Here is a 17,068-nt window from a genome sequence, read left to right as displayed (position 1 = left end):
TAACCCGAAGGTCGCAGGTTCAAATCCTGTCCCCGCAACCAAATGGTCCCGTGGTGTAGTGGTTAACATGCCTGCCTGTCACGCAGGAGATCGCCGGTTCGACCCCGGTCGGGACCGCCATTTTAATAAGGCTCGGTAGCTCAGTCGGTAGAGCAGAGGACTGAAAATCCTCGTGTCGGCGGTTCGATTCCGTCCCGAGCCACCATTTATTTCAATAAAATACGCCGGCTTAGCTCAATTGGTAGAGCAACTGACTTGTAATCAGTAGGTTGGGGGTTCAAGTCCTCTAGCCGGCACCATGTAAGTTTCGGAGGGGTAGCGAAGTGGCTAAACGCGGCGGACTGTAAATCCGCTCCTTCGGGTTCGGCAGTTCGAATCTGCCCCCCTCCACCATTTACATAGGGGCATAGTTTAAAGGTAGAACTGAGGTCTCCAAAACCTCCAGTGTGGGTTCGATTCCTACTGCCCCTGCCAAATATATTTACACAACATGGCGGTTGTGGCGAAGTGGTTAACGCACCGGATTGTGGCTCCGGCATTCGTGGGTTCGATTCCCATCAGTCGCCCCATTTTTATTTTAAAAATTACAAATAATTTAATTGATACTTACATATAATTAAGTAAGAATTCGATGGGCTATAGCCAAGCGGTAAGGCAACGGACTTTGACTCCGTCATGCGCTGGTTCGAATCCAGCTAGCCCAGCCATTTTTGCGGAAGTAGTTCAGTGGTAGAATACAACCTTGCCAAGGTTGGGGTCGCGGGTTCGAATCCCGTCTTCCGCTCCAATAAAATTTAATATGGCGGCATAGCCAAGTGGTAAGGCAGAGGTCTGCAAAACCTTTATCACCGGTTCAAATCCGGTTGCCGCCTTTTCTTTTGTGCCGATGTGGCGGAATTGGCAGACGCGCACGACTCAAAATCGTGTTCCTTCGGGAGTGTCGGTTCGACCCCGACCATCGGTATCATGAACGTCGTAAAAAAACTCTATACAATTAGTATAGAGTTTTTTTGTTTTCTTTTCATTACATGACAAAATAAGCACAAAAAGTGTACGGTGAATAAACTGCGAAACATTAAAAGGATAAAAACAAACATTCAATTTTATCCTTTTAATTGCGGTATTTAGAGAGAATTTCTCCACCCGGTGACATGAGGTTAAATCCGACACCACCAGTAGATATTAGTACATTATCAACGGTTAAGTTTGTAATTTCTAAAAACTTCTTTTTAAACTCTTCTCTGTTGTACTTATACATTGTTGAGTGGCACGCCCACATTTGCGTTGAAGTACTTAACCAGTCCCTTAATTCCTTCAATTCAGGAAACGCCTCAAATTGGATTGGTTCATCTAATTTCATGAATCTTACTTGATAGATAGTTGAGTTTAACTTTTCTCCTATTCCTTTAAAAGCATGTGATTTTTTTTCATTTGAATGTGTCATAATTCTCCCTTCATCTTTTCTTTAAATTTTTTCCTATTTTTATTATACAACAGTAGAAAGTAATTATAGGGATATTATGGAAATAAGTATCAGCAATATAAAAAGACTCTAATAGAAATCTTAGAGTCTTTTTTGTTAAATTATATTATGTGATGCTAAAATTCGTAATAAACTTAGGAATTCATGTATAATATAACTTGTCGAAAGAACAAAATGATAGTGATTTATATTATGTCTGTAATATGAATCAAAAATGAACTTTTTATATTTCTTTTAAAAATGTGTTGAACACACATTATATTTCATATTAATATTTTTATGTAGATTTAAAACGAGAAAGAGAGTGGAAAGTATGGGCCGTAAATGGAACAATATTAAAGACAAAAAAGCATCAAAAGATGCAAATACAAGCCGTATATACGCGAAATTTGGACGTGAAATTTATGTGGCGGCAAAACAAGGCGAGCCAGATCCAGAATCAAACCAAGCGCTTAGAGTCGTATTAGAACGTGCGAAAACATACAATGTACCAAGAACAATTATTGATCGTGCAGTTGAAAAAGCAAAAGGCGGTTCAGAGGAAAATTATGACGAGCTTCGTTATGAAGGATTTGGACCAAATGGAGCTATGGTTATTGTAGATACACTTACAAATAACGTAAACCGTACTGCAGCAGATGTACGAGCTGCATTTAGCAAAAACAGTGGTAACATGGGTGTAAACGGTTCTGTAGCTTACATGTTTGATGCGACAGCTGTTATCGGCCTTGAAGGTAAAACATCAGATGAAGTTCTTGAAATTTTAATGGAAGCAGATGTAGATGCACGTGACATTCTAGAAGAAGAAGATGCTGTTATCGTGTATGCTGAACCAGATCAATTCCATTCAGTACAATCTGCACTTAAAGGTGCTGGTGTTGAAGAATTTACAGTTGCAGAATTAACAATGCTTGCACAAAGTGATGTTACACTTCCTGAAGATGCTCAAGTACAATTTGAGAAAATGGTGGATGCATTAGAAGATTTAGAAGATGTACAACAAGTTTACCACAACGTAGACTTAGGAGAGTAATACGATGAAAGCCCCTGTTCGCTTAACGAATAGGGGCTTTTTTTTTATGAAGTTAATTAAGGTGATGAATTATTAAAGGTATTTTGGTGTAGATAGGGAATATGCTTATAGGGATATATGAAATAACCATTATTTCTAGGAGGCTCAGTATGGAACATAAGACACCAAAGCATATAGTTGCCGTAGCAGGTTATTTAACAAATGAGAAAAATGAAGTGTTATTAACAAAGGTACACTGGCGAGCTGATACGTGGGAAATGCCAGGAGGACAGGTAGAAGAAGGAGAAGCACTCGATCAAGCTGTCTGTAGGGAAATAAAAGAGGAAACAGGGTTAACGGTGAAGCCTATCGGAATTACCGGGGTTTATTATAATGCCTCTATGCACATTCTAGCTGTTGTTTTTAAAGTAGCATATGTGAGTGGCGAAATAAAAATTCAACCTGAAGAAATACAAGAGGCTAAATTTGTTGATTTAAATGAAGAGAACATAGATGAGTATATAACGCGTCCTCATATGAAATCCAGAACGCTTGATGCAATGAGAGCAACACATTGTATTCCGTATGAAACGTGGGAAGTACAGCCATATAATTTAATAGGAAGATTGTAAAGAAAAGAGTAGTGATTTGAAATACATTCAAATCACTACTCTTTTTTGTATACTGTTTAAGAAAAAGGTCAAAATAATAATAGTGTTAGTATTGATTTATAGAACGTTTGTTCTGTATAATATATATGTTATATACATTAAGATTACTAGATACTCAAAAGTACATATATTTGTAGATGATATAATTAAAGTGTAAAGTGAAAATATAATAGCCTTAAGGCTTACTCTGTTATTGGTTATTCGTGATTGAATATAATCTATATTCAATATTTCAGATGAATAGTAGATAAAAAAGGTCTGTGATACAATACTTTTTTACCCCGCTATTTGCCGGGAACGTGATTGGTGAGGGCTGATTAAAGTTTCACTTTATACCTTACAATGATGTAAGGTACGTGTAAGAGAAATCGATGGGATATTTTTTTACAACAATGTATTCTTAAAGTAAGAGTTATATGCTGTGTGGAAAAGAGGTGTTCAAGATGAAAGAACGAGTATTATCTAGGGTGAACTATCATCAAAAAGTTGCATTAAATCCAATGACTAAACTTTTTTATAAAGCCATTATATTATTATTATTGTTAAGTTGTACGTTATTATTCATTGGAAATGTAATGATTGAGAAAAGTGACATTAGTAAATTACATGTACCGGCTAATTTAGAGGTGCCAGAATCATTAACACATGCATTTATTGCGACAGAAGATAAAAGATTTTATCATCATAACGGTTTAGATTATATAGCAATTATTAGGGCCTCTGTTGAGAATATAAAGGCTGGTGGTGTCGTGCAAGGAGGAAGCACGATTACACAGCAGCTATCTAAAAATGCTTTTTTAACTAATGAGCGTACATTTTCTCGTAAGTGGAAAGAGATTTTTTATACGAAAAAAATTGAACGCACATTTACGAAGGATGAAATTTTAAAATTATATGTAAGTAACATTTATTATGGTGAAGGAGCATGGGGAATTGAAAAAGCAGCAAACCTTTACTTCGGTAAAAAGGTGAACCAATTAACGTTGGCTGAAAGTGCAATGATGGCTGCTGTAGTAAAAGCACCTGCTTATTACTCACCTGCCCAAAATTATGATAAAGCAGTAGAGAGACGAAATGTCGTTTTGAGACTAATGGAGAAAGAAGGCTATATAAGCCATGATGAGTATGTTCAAGCAGTTAGTGAGAAATTAGTAATTCGTCATGATATAAAAATAGAGCAGTCGATGTTAAATAGTGCGCGTAAAAAAGCAGTAAGTTAAGAGAAGTTCCTAAAGAGGAGCTTCTTTTTTTGAATAAATTGTGACACAATATCGTCACAATTATTGTGTTTTTGTAATTTATGTGAGCGTGTTCATTGCGTGACGTATATAAGTGTTGATATTATGTGTATTGTGTACAATGCTGTATACAGAATATGAAATTAAAGAGGAATGTATATGAAATCAAATAAACTCATGGCTCTTGGTATAGTTTTTTCTATCGCAGTATTGATTGTAATTGGAACAATTGCGTATAGCATCATAAATGACAAAAAAGATAAAGGGAATGAGATGTTTGCTTATTCTACGCAACAATCTTTAGGGAAAGATGATGCTCCAGTTAAGGTAGTTGAATTTGGAGACTTTAAATGTCCTGCTTGTCGTACTTGGGATGTAACAGTATTACCTCGATTAAAAGAAGAGTATATTGATAAAGGCAAAGTGCAGTTATATTTTATTAACTTCCCATTTATCGGAAAAGACTCGGATTTAGGTGCAGCAGCTGGTGAAGCAATTTATAAACAAGATAAAGATTCATTCTGGATTTTCTATGATGAGATTTATCAAAATCAAAAGAAAGATACGGAAGAATGGATTACAGAAGATTTGCTTCTTAGCATTGTGAAAGAGAAACTTCCAAAAGTTGATGTAGAGCAATTTAAGAAAGATTTACACAGTAAAGAAATTACAGAAAAAGTACGTAAAGATTCAGATCGTGCTCAAAAATTAAAAGTTCAAGGTGCTCCTTCAGTATATGTAAACGGAAATCTTGCAAACCCTGATTTCGATAGTATGAAGAAGGCCATTGATAAAGAATTGAAAAAGTGATGAGGTCTCTCATCACTTTTTCGACTTTTTTCGATAAAATTCTTGCCTCTATTTTTTTAACATGCTATACTACTTTACATAAGTTATTCTAATATCTTATATGTAATTCATATTTGCGGGTGTAGTTTAGTGGTAAAACAAGAGCCTTCCAAGCTCTGGTCGAGAGTTCGATTCTCTTCACCCGCTCCAAATTTTATTAAATGTTTTTCTATAAATTGTGATCAACGCAGTGTTTCGTTTCCGAGATAAACGAGGCATTGCGTTTTTTAATGTTTGAAAAATATAATTACATGCGAAAATAGAAGTAAATAATAGTATTCCAAAAGTGAATTACTAACCAATAAAGTCGTTACATAAGGGATGATGGATTCATCTGAGGAGGCGATTAAGAGTGGATTTTGAAAAATTAAAGCAAGATGTAATTGCGTATAGTAAAACAATTGGCATAGATAAAATAGGCTTTGCGAGTGCTTCTCCTTTTGAGGAATTAAAGCAGCGCTTAATCCAGCAACAACAATTAAATTATCAATCTGGATTTGAAGAGCCTGATATAGAGAAGAGAACGAATCCGCAACTTTTATTACCGGGTGCTAAATCAATTATTGCGATTGCTTTAGCATATCCTTCAAAATTAAAAAATGCACCATTAAGTAAGCGTGGAGAACGCCGTGGAATTTTTTGCCGTGCTTCTTGGGGACAAGATTATCATCTTGTTTTACGAGATCGTTTGCAAAAATTAGAAGCATATTTAATTGAAAAACTTCCAGATATAGAAGTGAAGTCCATGGTTGATACAGGTGAATTAAGTGATCGAGCTGTATCAGAGCGTGCAGGCATTGGCTGGAGTGGGAAAAACTGTGCTATTATTACACCTGAATTCGGTTCGTACGTATACTTAGGGGAAATGATTACAAATGTTCCATTCCCGCCAGATAAGCCGATAGAAGATCAATGCGGGGGCTGTACGAAATGTATCGATATTTGTCCTACAGGTGCTTTAATACAGGGGGGACAGTTAGATTCGAAGAAGTGTATTGCGTTTTTAACACAGACGAAAGGATTCCTACCTGAAGAATATCGCGATAAAATAGGAAATCGTATATATGGATGTGATACGTGTCAGACTGTTTGCCCGAAAAATAAAGGAATGGATTTTCATAATCATCCTGAGATGGAGCCGGATCCTGAGCTAGTTAAACCATTATTAACGCCACTTTTAACAATTAGTAATCGTGATTTTAAAGAGAAATATGGGATTATGTCAGGGTCATGGAGAGGGAAAAAGCCACTGCAAAGAAATGCGATTTTAGCATTAGCACATTTTAAAGAAGCATCGGCAATTCCTGATTTAATTGGTGTTATGAAAGATGACCCAAGACCGGTATTGCGCGGAACGGCAGCATGGGCACTTGGGAAAATTGGGGGAGATGGAGTAGGCGAAGCGATTGAGAAAGCGATTGAACGTGAGAAAGATGAAGAAGTACTTCATGAAATGAAGCGCGGGCTTGAATTGTTAGCACAGAAAAAAGAGTAGATAATATTTCCCTTTTTCATATTGTAATATGGGAGGGAAACGAAATGGCTGTAAAAATGAATATTGAAAAGCAAGTACAACAGTTTTTAGCATATATCACAGAGAAACGAACAGACGTGGATGGTATTGCTGAGGATTTACTACAAATGGCACAGAGAAAGAAACAATTGTTTCAAAGGCGTAGTGCACATATAGTGAAAGCAACTGCGGATGTTTCTTTCATTAGACAATTAAATAGTAATGACCATCAAGAAATTGATTATCAAATACATTTTAAATATTTAATTAAGCATAAAGAATTATTTTATATTGAAGAGGAACAATTAAAACGAAGAGTTTGTTTAAATAATAGTCGGATTATAGGCGATTATGATATTGAAGTGTCAGAAGAAATTAGAATGGGTGAGACATTAGAAAGGGAAATTACGAAAGAGAAGTACGGTTCTTATCAGTATAATCGTTTAGAGGCAGTGAAATATGCAGAGCGTTGGTGGGATGACCGAAATCCTATGTATCGTAATTTCCCTGATAATTGTACGAATTTCATTTCTCAATGTCTTCATACTGGAGAAGTACCTATGAACGGATATCCTAATATTCGTAAAGGATGGTGGCAAAGGGAGAATCAGTGGAGTTGGAGCTGGGCTGTTGCACATTCTTTTTATTGGTATTTGTCAGGTGCTACAACAGGACTTCGAGCAGAGGCGGTAGAGAGGCCAGAAGAACTTATTCTTGGAGATGTAATTGCTTATGATTTCGAGGATGACGGAAGATGGAATCATACGACGATTGTAGTAGCAAAAGATGCAGATGGTATGCCGCTTGTAAATGCACATTCAGCGAATAGCCGTCGACGTTATTGGAACTATGAAGACTCTAGTAAATATACACCACAAATGAAATATAAATTCTTTCATATTATTAATGGGTAGAGATTTTTCGCTCAAGTGGTATAATACGTAGTAGACAAAAAACAGAGGTGAATATCGCGTGGGAGTACATGTTGTTTTATATCAGCCAGAAATTCCAGCAAATACAGGAAATATTGCTCGTACTTGTGCAGCAACTGGAACAGAATTACATTTGATTAGACCGCTTGGATTTTCAACGGATGATAAAATGTTAAAGCGTGCCGGATTAGATTATTGGCAGCACGTGAAAATTACGTATTATGATTCAATTGAAGAATTTTATGAAAAAAATAAAGATGGTGAATTCTTCTATTTAACGAAGTATGGCGAGAAAGCTCATACAGCGTTTGACTATAGCAAGCGCGAGAAGGATTACTATTTTGTATTTGGAAGAGAAACAAACGGCTTACCAGCTAATGTAATCGAAGAAAACTTTGATCATTGTTTACGTATTCCAATGACAGATAAAGTACGTTCATTAAATTTATCTAATACAGCAGCAATTTTAATTTATGAAGCATTCCGTCAACAAAATTACCCTGGATTAGATTTAGAAATCGTTTATTAAAAGTCGCCATATGGCGACTTTTTTTTATAAAATAAAAATAATATGTGATCATACGTTTAAAAGAGAGGACATAATCATATAGAATGGGATATATGATTAAAAATAGATAAGACGGGTTGAGATAAATATGAAGGAAGAATATAGTAATCAAAATACCTTTTTAAGTATGATAGATATGGATTTAATTAGACAAGGGTTATTACATGCTATTCAAGATTTAGTATTTATATTAAAAGTTATTGATGATGAAACGTTTAAATATATGTATGTGAATAAAATAGGAATGGATTATGCTAGGTTAAGCGAAGAGTGCTATGGAAAAACTTTTGCAGAAGTATTACCAAAAGATATAGCGGGGATATTGCAAAGGCAATATGAAAAAGTAGTGAGAGAAGCGAAAGCACACACTTTTTGTGATGTAGTCAAATTACCAAAAGGTGAGATACATTATGAATCTTCACTTAATCCTGTCTGCGATGAAGAAGGAATATGTCAATTTGTTATTTGTATTACAAGAGATATTACAGCTCAAATTGAGGAGAAGACAGAGATAGAGGAAAAACAAATGTTATTTAAGTCATTACTGGAATATAATAATGACTCAATTATATCTATAGATTCTATAGGGAGAGTTACATATGCAAACCCGGCAACGTATGAAATATTTGGATACCGGTATGAGGAATTAAATAATAAATTTATTTTTGAATTCATTAATAAAGAATATGAAAAAGATTTTCAAATTATATTTAAGGGATCGATGCAAGGAAAAGCAAAACAAATTGTTTCAAAGAAATATATTCATAAAGAAGGGTACGAGCTATATATTTCTTTGAGAACTATCCCGATTATTGTGAACGGTGAAATTGTTGGAGTTTATATTGTTACGAGAGATGTTACAAGGCAAGTATTAAACGAAATGCGAACAGAATATTTAGCTTACTATGACCAGTTAACGGGATTAATGAATAGAATTTCATGTGCAAATAAGTTAAATACTTTTTTAAATGAGAGTATAAATTTTGCGCTTGTATTTATAGATTTAGATGAGTTTCATCGTATTAATGATACATTTGGTCATAAAGAGGGAGATAAAGTATTACAAAAAGTTACAGAATGTTTAAGCAATCTAAAAATAGAAGGTATGCACTTATTTAGAGAACACGATGATCAATTTGTTATGTTGATAGAAAATATAACGAAAGAATGTGTAGAGGAAGTTGCAAAAAGCATACTGAAAAATATTAGTGAATATTTTGTAATCGAAGAAGATGATGTATATTTAAGTGCGTCAATTGGAATTGTAATGGCTCCAGCAGATGGAGAAGATGAAAAAATACTATTTCAGAGGGTCGATGCTGCTTTAGAAAAAGCAAAAGAAAAAGGAAAAGGACATTATCATTTTTATTGTAGTGGATTAGACTGTGAGCGTGAACAAAGGTTTATAATAGAAAACCAGTTACATCGTGCTATAGAAAAAAACGAGTTTTTCTTATATTATCAGCCACAAATTAATATTGAAACGAAAAAAATAGCTAGTATGGAAGCTTTAATAAGGTGGGAGAATAAGGAATTAGGATTTGTTTCTCCAAACCAATTTATTCCGTTGGCAGAAAGAACAGGATTTATTATTAAGCTCGATGAATGGGTAGTAAATCAAGTGTGTCAGCAACTGCGCGAATGGTTAAATAAAGGATATGAAGTGGTCCCAATTGCAGTTAATATTTCAGCTAGACACTTTCGCTCTATTACATTAATAGAGATGATTACACGGGCTTTAAATAAGTACAATGTACCAGCTCATTTATTAGCGATAGAGGTTACAGAAGGAGCTCTTATACATAAAGATATATCGAAGAGAGTGTTACTACAATTAAAAGAACAAAATTTAAAGATTCATTTAGATGATTTTGGAACAGGCTATTCATCTTTAAGTTACTTAAAAACATATCCAATTGATACTTTAAAAATTGATCGTTCTTTTATGGAAGGTATACATATAGATGAACGTGATACGAATATTACAGCTGCAATTATTCATTTAGCTCATACTTTAGAATTGAATGTAATTGCAGAGGGAGTAGAAAAAAAGGAGCAAATACAGTTTTTGAAAGAAAAGAATGTGAAGCTTGTACAAGGTTATTATTATAGCCGACCACTATCCAAATATGATATGGAAAATATGTATTATAAATAATGCATAAAAAAATGATGTGCTAAAAGCACATCATTTTTTATGTGTACCTGGTTTGTCATTGTAACCGGATGTAAAAATAGCTGTAAGAAATGTGAGTGATACACCTAAAATTAATAATAATTTCATACTAATATCCTCCTTACTTTTTTCGGTTCACGAGTTTTATTTATTACCCAAAATGTATGTAAGGTTCTTAGAAGAAAAGAATTTATTTATAATGAATAGCAGTGTAAAAACGTTAATACCTATATTATACAGAATTTTCTTTGAATTTTGGAGGGAATTTTAGCGTGCTATTATATATTTCGTTTTGATTTAAAGAATGTTTAAGGACATCCTAGCATACCTTTTATAATAATCCGATTGAACAAGGAGATGGGGGAGGAGCTATAATGGATATTCTAAAAAAGATTGAACAGCATCGAGCAGCAGAAGAACGTTTACAATGGGAAGGTACGTTTGCGGAGTATTTGGAGCTTGTGAAAGAAAGACCATGGGTGGCTCAAACAGCACACTCTCGCATTTACAATATGATAAAAGATGCCGGAATTGAAGAAGTTGATGGTAGAAGAAAGTATAACTTCTTTAGTAATCAGCTCTTTGGATTAGAGGATGCTCTAGAACGTCTTGTAGAGGAATATTTTCATCCATCTGCAAAACGATTAGATGTTAGAAAAAGAATTTTATTATTAATGGGTCCTGTTAGTGGAGGGAAATCAACGTTAGTTACGATGTTGAAAAGAGGATTAGAAACATATTCAAGAACAGATCGCGGAGCAATTTTTGCAATTAAAGGATGCCCAATGCATGAGGATCCACTGCATTTAATTCCACATCATTTACGAGATGATTTCTTTGATGAGTATGGAGTTAGAATTGAAGGGAATTTATCACCACTAAATGTCATGCGTTTAGAGCAAGAATACGGATCAAGAATTGAGGATGTAGTTGTAGAGCGTATTTTCTTCTCTGAAGATCGCCGTACAGGGATTGGTACATTTAGCCCGTCTGATCCAAAATCACAGGATATTGCAGATTTAACAGGTAGTCTGGACTTTTCTACGATTGCAGAATATGGTTCAGAATCAGATCCGCGTGCGTATCGATTTGATGGAGAATTAAATAAGGCAAACCGAGGAATGATGGAGTTCCAAGAGATGTTAAAATGCGATGAGAAGTTTTTATGGCACTTATTATCGCTTACGCAAGAAGGGAATTTCAAAGCGGGAAGATTTGCGCTTATTTCAGCAGATGAATTAATTGTAGCGCATACGAATGAAACAGAGTATCGCTCATTTATAGCAAATAAGAAAAATGAAGCATTACACTCAAGAATTATTGTAATGCCAGTTCCTTATAATTTACGAGTAAGTGAAGAAGAACATATTTATGAAAAAATGATTCGTGAAAGTGATGTGTCGAATGTTCACATTGCACCACATACACTTCGCGTTGCAGCAATGTTCACTATTTTAACTCGTTTAAAAGATCCGAAGCGTCCGGATATTGATTTAATTAAAAAGATGCGTTTGTATGATGGAGAAACGGTAGAAGGTTATAATGCAATTGATGTAGAAGAATTACAACGCGAATATCAAGATGAAGGTATGAAGGGTATTGATCCTCGTTATGTCATAAACCGAATTTCGTCTACAATCATTCGAAAAGAGGTACCATCTATTAACGCGTTAGATGTACTTAGATCTTTAAAAGATGGGCTGGATCAGCATCCATCGATTAGTAATGAAGACCGTGAACGTTATATGAATTTCATCTCATTAGCGAGAAAAGAATACGATGAAATCGCGAAGAAAGAAGTACAAAAAGCGTTTGTTTATTCATATGAAGAATCAGCTAAGACGCTTATGGATAATTACTTAGATAACGTCGAGGCGTACTGCAATAAATCGAAATTACGTGATCCGTTAACAGGGGAAGAAATGAGTCCAGATGAAAAATTAATGCGCTCAATTGAAGAGCAAATTGGAATTTCAGAAAATGCTAAGAAAGCATTCCGTGAAGAGATTTTAATTCGCATTTCTGCTTATGCCCGTAAAGGAAAACGCTTTGATTATAATTCACATGAACGTCTTCGTGAAGCGATTCAGAAAAAACTATTTGCTGATTTAAAAGATATAGTGAAAATTACAACATCAACGAAAACACCGGACGAAAATCAGCTTAAGAAAATCAATGATGTTGTTGCGCGTTTAATTGATGAGCATGGCTATAATTCTTCTTCAGCAAATGAATTACTACGCTATGTAGGTAGCTTGTTAAACCGATAGTTTGATAACAAAACGCTGTCTCTTGTATTTTGCGGGACAGCGTTTTATTATCCGGTCATATGTGTGTAAAGTGTCATACCTTGTCCAAATCTAATAAATTAAGATGCAATTTCATGAATTTATTGTCAATTATTTTTACAATATGCATATGATAGAGTAACCAACCATTCATACGAAAAAAGCCAACACAATACAATATGTTGCAAAGTAAAAATGTGTGCAACAATGCATTGTGTTTCTTTCTTATCAGTGGCTGAATATTTCTTTCTATTATGTGAGTGGCAAAATTTTGTTTAGGATGCTCGGGGTATTGTATGAAAAACGTTATAAATGTTTATGGGATGATTTTCTATGGGCAGTTACCTTTCAAATATTCTAGCTTGCACATTACAGAACAAAATTTGTAGCTTGCTGTTCATACAGGAAGACAATTACAGTAAGGAGGGAAAGGAATGGGCGAAGAAAATCAACCAAATTATACGATTTCACAGGAAAACTGGTCCCTCCATCGCAAAGGATATGACGACCAACAGCGCCATCAAGAAAAAGTACAAGAGGCAATTAAGAATAATTTACCCGATCTTGTAACAGAAGAAAGTATAGTTATGTCTAATGGCAAGGATGTTGTAAAAATACCAATTCGTTCTCTAGATGAATATAAGATTAGATACAATTATGATAAAAATAAACATGTAGGGCAAGGAAACGGTGACAGCAAAGTTGGTGATGTCGTTGCGAGAGATGGATCAGGTGGTCAAAAACAAAAAGGGCCAGGAAAAGGGCAAGGAGCAGGAGATGCAGCTGGGGAAGATTACTATGAAGCTGAAGTCTCTATTTTAGAATTAGAGCAAGCGTTTTTCAGAGAGTTAGAGCTGCCTAATTTAAAGAGAAAAGAAATAGATGAAAACCGGATTGAACATGTTGAATTTAATGACATTAGAAAAACAGGGTTATGGGGAAATATCGATAAGAAACGAACAATGATATCCGCATATAAACGAAATGCGATGCGTGGTAAAGCATCTTTCCATCCAATTCATCAAGAAGATTTAAAGTTCCGTACTTGGAATGAAGTATTAAAGCCAGATTCAAAGGCTGTTGTCTTAGCGATGATGGATACGAGTGGATCGATGGGAATGTGGGAGAAGTATATGGCACGTAGCTTCTTTTTCTGGATGACAAGATTTTTACGCACAAAGTATGAAACAGTTGATATTGAATTTATTGCTCATCATACAGAAGCGAAAGTCGTTACAGAAGAAGAATTCTTTTCAAAAGGAGAAAGTGGTGGAACAATCTGCTCCTCCGTATACAAAAAAGCACTCGAGCTAATCGATAATAAATATTCACCAGACCGCTATAATATTTATCCATTCCATTTTTCAGATGGTGATAATTTAACATCAGATAATGCTAGATGTGTAAAGCTTGTGGAAGAATTAATGAAGAAATGTAATATGTTTGGATATGGGGAAGTGAACCAGTATAATCGCCACAGTACACTCATGTCAGCCTATAAAAATATTAAAGATGAAAACTTTAGATACTATATTTTAAAGCAAAAAGCAGACGTATTTCATGCGATGAAAAGCTTTTTTAGAGAAGAATCAGGTGAGAAAATGGCATAACCTCTTTCAAAGAGGTTCTTTTTTTGTAAACTTTTTATTTTTTTAGTTGACAACGATAATGAAAATCATTATCATTTATTCGAGAAATGATTACATTTCGAATTATATATTTCAGAGGAGATGTAAAGTTGAAACAAAATAAAAGAAAACGTATAAATGCAATGATTATAGTGGCGACGTTATCACTTCCGTTTGCTGTTTATTCAACACCTGCTTTAGCGGCAGTAGCAATTGAGACGAATAAAACGGGACAAGGTTTAGAAGATGGTACATATGACGCTGTTATAAAAGCGTATAAAGATAAAACCAATGAAGAGTCTATGGCAGCTGTTTATATAAAGGATCCGAAATTAACAATTGAGAATGGAAAGAAAATTGTAACAGCAACATTAAGTGATAGTGATTTCTTTCAATACTTGAAAACAGAGGATATTCATACTCCAGGTGTGTTTCATGATGTGAAAGTAATATCAGAAGATAAAAAGAAAAATGGAACGAAAGTGATTCAGTTTGAAGTAGGGGAATTAGGAAAAAGGTATAATATGCGAATGCATATTTATATTCCAACAATGGCCTATGATAATAAGTACCAAGTACAGTTTGAAGTAAATACATTGAATTTAGAGAACAATGTTCCAGAAAAACAAAAGGAAAATAAAGAGGAGCAACAAGATGAAAACGGAAATGTAATATTAGATAAGCAATTACAAAAATATATTAATAAATATAACTTAAATAGAGATAATGTAGATGCGCCAATCACAAAGAAAGATTTATTACAAATTAAAACATTATCCATTTATTCAGGCAAAGGAATAACTGAAATAACTGGTTTAGAGTATATGACAAACTTAGAGAAGTTGACGTTACGAGAGTCTAATGTAAAAGACATATCAGCCATCTCGAAATTGAGAGGTTTGAAGTACGTTGATTTAACGTCTAATTCAATTGAAAGTATTCACCCAATTGAGCAGTTAGAGAATATTAATATGCTTTTTTTAAGAGATAATAAAATTTCTGATCTTACACCATTAAGTAAAATGAAAAAAATTAAAACATTAGATTTAATCGGTAATAACATTAAAGATATCCAGCCATTATTTACATTATCAACTATGAAACAATTATACTTAGCAAATAATCAAATCAGTGATCTTACGGGAATTGATCGATTAAATAATGTGGAACTATTATGGATAGGGAACAATAAAATTAATAATGTTGAATCTATTAGTAAAATGAGTAATCTTATTGAACTAGAAATTTCTGATAGTGAAATAAAAGATATATCATCACTATCTCAATTAGGAAATTTACAAGTGCTGAATTTAGAAGAGAATTATATCTCTGATATATCGCCGTTGAGCACTTTAACAAATTTACATGAGATAAATCTTGGAGCAAATGAAATTTTTGACGTAAGGCCTGTTGAGGAATTAGGTAAGCGAATTTCAATTGACATTCAAAGACAAAAAATCTTTTTAAATGAAGCAAGTGTAGATGAAGAAATAAAAATCCCAGTATACAACCTTAAAGGAGAGCCACTTCAAAATATTAATCTACAAAGTGAGGGGGCTACTCTGAATAACGGATTTATAAAATGGAATAGTCCTGGAGAAAAAATATATGAATTTAAACTAGATACTAATTCTACTGAAAGTAAAATAAGATTTAATGGCACGGTTATACAGAATATAGTTGAAAAACAAAAAGAAAGTCAAAATGTAATTCTCGATAAAACTTTACAACAACATATTAATAAAGAGAATTTAGGTAGAGAGAATGTAAACGCTCCTATCACAAAAGAAGATTTATTGCAGATTAAAAAATTAGAGATACTTAAAGAAAAAGGAAATGAGATAAAAGATATAACAGGTTTAGAATACATGACGAACTTAGAAAAACTCACTTTAGAAGGAGTAGGCCTGAAAAATATTGAGTTTATCTCAAACTTGAAACAATTGAATAATGTGAATGTATCTCATAATCAAATTGAAGATATAACACCACTATCTTCATTGGAAAATTTACAGTGGTTAAATCTTGCGGACAATCATATTAAAGATGTAACGGTTATTGGTTCCATGCTAAACTTATTTAGCTTAAATTTAGCTGGAAATGAGATTCGTGATGTAAGGCCGTTAATACAATTAGGTCAGTGGTTTACAATTGACGTGGGAAGACAAAATATCATTTTAAATGATGCAAAAATAAACGAAGAAATTCAAGTTCCTGTATATGATTTAGAAGGAGAAAGTATTGAAAATATTCAATTGGCAAGTGAGGGAGGGACGTTTAATAACGGAGTAATAAAATGGAGTACCCTAGGTGAAAAGGTGTATCAATTTGATTTAGATTCTGATGAAATTAGTATAAGATTTAACGGAACAGTTATACAGAATATAGTGGGAAAAGAAGATGAGCAAGAGCCAACAAAAGAAGTTGAAGAGGTAAAAGAAGAAGTAAAAGAACCAACGAAAGAAGTTGAAGAAACAAAAGAAGAAGTAAAAGGACCAACGAAAGAAGTTGAAGAAACAAAAGAAGAAGTAAAAGAACCAACGAAAGAAGTTGAAGAAGCAAAAGAAGAAGTAAAAGAGCCGACAAAAGAAATTGAAGAAGCGAAAGAAGAAATAAAAGAGCCAATAAAAGAGGTTGAAGAAGCAAAAGAAGAAGTAAAAGAATCAACGAAAGAAATTGAAGAAGCGAAAGAAGAAATAAAAGAGCCAAT

General features: G+C 34.1%; 12 protein-coding genes and 11 tRNA genes. 22 read left to right on the top strand and 1 reads right to left on the bottom strand.

Annotated features, from left to right (window positions below; all coding sequences use genetic code 11):
- Nucleotides 1-44: 44 nt before the first annotated feature.
- From H6481_RS27110 to H6481_RS27065, 10 genes are all read left to right on the top strand, one after another.
- A tRNA-Asp gene (locus H6481_RS27110) sits at nt 45-120 on the top strand.
- Nucleotides 121-129: 9 nt separating this feature from the next.
- Nucleotides 130-205, top strand: a tRNA-Phe gene (locus H6481_RS27105).
- Between the two features lie 18 nt (nt 206-223).
- Nucleotides 224-299, top strand: a tRNA-Thr gene (locus H6481_RS27100).
- 10 nt (nt 300-309) lie between these two features.
- Nucleotides 310-393, top strand: a tRNA-Tyr gene (locus H6481_RS27095).
- 7 nt (nt 394-400) lie between these two features.
- Nucleotides 401-474 (top strand) — tRNA-Trp (locus H6481_RS27090).
- A gap of 19 nt (nt 475-493) precedes the next feature.
- Nucleotides 494-569: transfer RNA gene (locus H6481_RS27085), tRNA-His, on the top strand.
- A gap of 63 nt (nt 570-632) precedes the next feature.
- Nucleotides 633-707: transfer RNA gene (locus H6481_RS27080), tRNA-Gln, on the top strand.
- 5 nt (nt 708-712) lie between these two features.
- Nucleotides 713-787, top strand: a tRNA-Gly gene (locus H6481_RS27075).
- 14 nt (nt 788-801) lie between these two features.
- Nucleotides 802-872: transfer RNA gene (locus H6481_RS27070), tRNA-Cys, on the top strand.
- Between the two features lie 10 nt (nt 873-882).
- Nucleotides 883-964 (top strand) — tRNA-Leu (locus H6481_RS27065).
- A 147-nt stretch (nt 965-1,111) separates the two neighbouring features.
- Here H6481_RS27065 and H6481_RS27060 read toward each other — a convergent pair.
- The gene (locus H6481_RS27060; protein WP_182813692.1) at nt 1,112-1,444 is read right to left on the bottom strand and encodes a DUF3884 family protein; all 333 of its coding nucleotides are present in this window, start codon (nt 1,442-1,444) and stop codon (nt 1,112-1,114) included.
- Between the two features lie 352 nt (nt 1,445-1,796).
- Here H6481_RS27060 and H6481_RS27055 point away from each other — a divergent pair, with 352 nt between their 5' ends.
- The 12 genes from H6481_RS27055 to H6481_RS27000 all read left to right on the top strand — a co-directional run.
- Entirely contained in the window at nt 1,797-2,516 is a 720-nt protein-coding gene (locus H6481_RS27055) for a YebC/PmpR family DNA-binding transcriptional regulator (protein ID WP_000532949.1), read from the top strand.
- Between the two features lie 149 nt (nt 2,517-2,665).
- Nucleotides 2,666-3,127 carry an NUDIX hydrolase gene (locus H6481_RS27050; protein WP_000400463.1) on the top strand — a complete coding sequence of 154 codons (462 nt, stop codon included), beginning with the start codon at nt 2,666-2,668 and terminating at the stop codon, nt 3,125-3,127.
- Between the two features lie 482 nt (nt 3,128-3,609).
- Complete coding sequence (locus H6481_RS27045; RefSeq protein ID WP_000664716.1) at nt 3,610-4,386, top strand: transglycosylase domain-containing protein; 777 nt, start codon at nt 3,610-3,612, stop codon at nt 4,384-4,386.
- Between the two features lie 177 nt (nt 4,387-4,563).
- Nucleotides 4,564-5,214, top strand: a complete 651-nt coding sequence (locus tag H6481_RS27040) for a thioredoxin domain-containing protein (RefSeq protein WP_000841308.1) — start codon at nt 4,564-4,566, stop codon at nt 5,212-5,214.
- Between the two features lie 115 nt (nt 5,215-5,329).
- A tRNA-Gly gene (locus H6481_RS27035) sits at nt 5,330-5,403 on the top strand.
- Nucleotides 5,404-5,605: 202 nt separating this feature from the next.
- On the top strand, nt 5,606-6,748 hold the full coding sequence (gene queG, locus H6481_RS27030) for a tRNA epoxyqueuosine(34) reductase QueG (protein ID WP_063546364.1): 1,143 nt from the start codon (nt 5,606-5,608) through the stop codon (nt 6,746-6,748).
- Between the two features lie 44 nt (nt 6,749-6,792).
- Complete coding sequence (locus tag H6481_RS27025; protein WP_000279323.1) at nt 6,793-7,680, top strand: amidase domain-containing protein; 888 nt, start codon at nt 6,793-6,795, stop codon at nt 7,678-7,680.
- Nucleotides 7,681-7,738: 58 nt separating this feature from the next.
- The gene (trmL, locus tag H6481_RS27020) at nt 7,739-8,227 is read left to right on the top strand and encodes a tRNA (uridine(34)/cytosine(34)/5-carboxymethylaminomethyluridine(34)-2'-O)-methyltransferase TrmL (protein WP_000538147.1); all 489 of its coding nucleotides are present in this window, start codon (nt 7,739-7,741) and stop codon (nt 8,225-8,227) included.
- Nucleotides 8,228-8,354: 127 nt separating this feature from the next.
- Complete coding sequence (locus tag H6481_RS27015) at nt 8,355-10,424, top strand: GGDEF domain-containing phosphodiesterase (protein ID WP_053565311.1); 2,070 nt, start codon at nt 8,355-8,357, stop codon at nt 10,422-10,424.
- A 392-nt stretch (nt 10,425-10,816) separates the two neighbouring features.
- A complete protein-coding gene (locus H6481_RS27010; protein WP_000353273.1) occupies nt 10,817-12,712 on the top strand; it encodes a PrkA family serine protein kinase in 1,896 nt (631 codons plus the stop codon).
- A 452-nt stretch (nt 12,713-13,164) separates the two neighbouring features.
- Nucleotides 13,165-14,340, top strand: a complete 1,176-nt coding sequence (gene yhbH, locus H6481_RS27005; protein ID WP_000503516.1) for a sporulation protein YhbH — start codon at nt 13,165-13,167, stop codon at nt 14,338-14,340.
- Nucleotides 14,341-14,468: 128 nt separating this feature from the next.
- Nucleotides 14,469-17,068, top strand: a 2,600-nt coding sequence (locus tag H6481_RS27000) for a leucine-rich repeat domain-containing protein (protein WP_182813690.1), incomplete at its 3' end; no start/stop codon positions are given.

Origin of the sequence: Bacillus sp. ME78 (assembly GCF_903970865.1) — a bacterium.
Lineage (GTDB): Bacteria > Bacillota > Bacilli > Bacillales > Bacillaceae_G > Bacillus_A > Bacillus_A cereus.
This window is presented reverse-complemented; position numbering and strand designations above follow the sequence as displayed.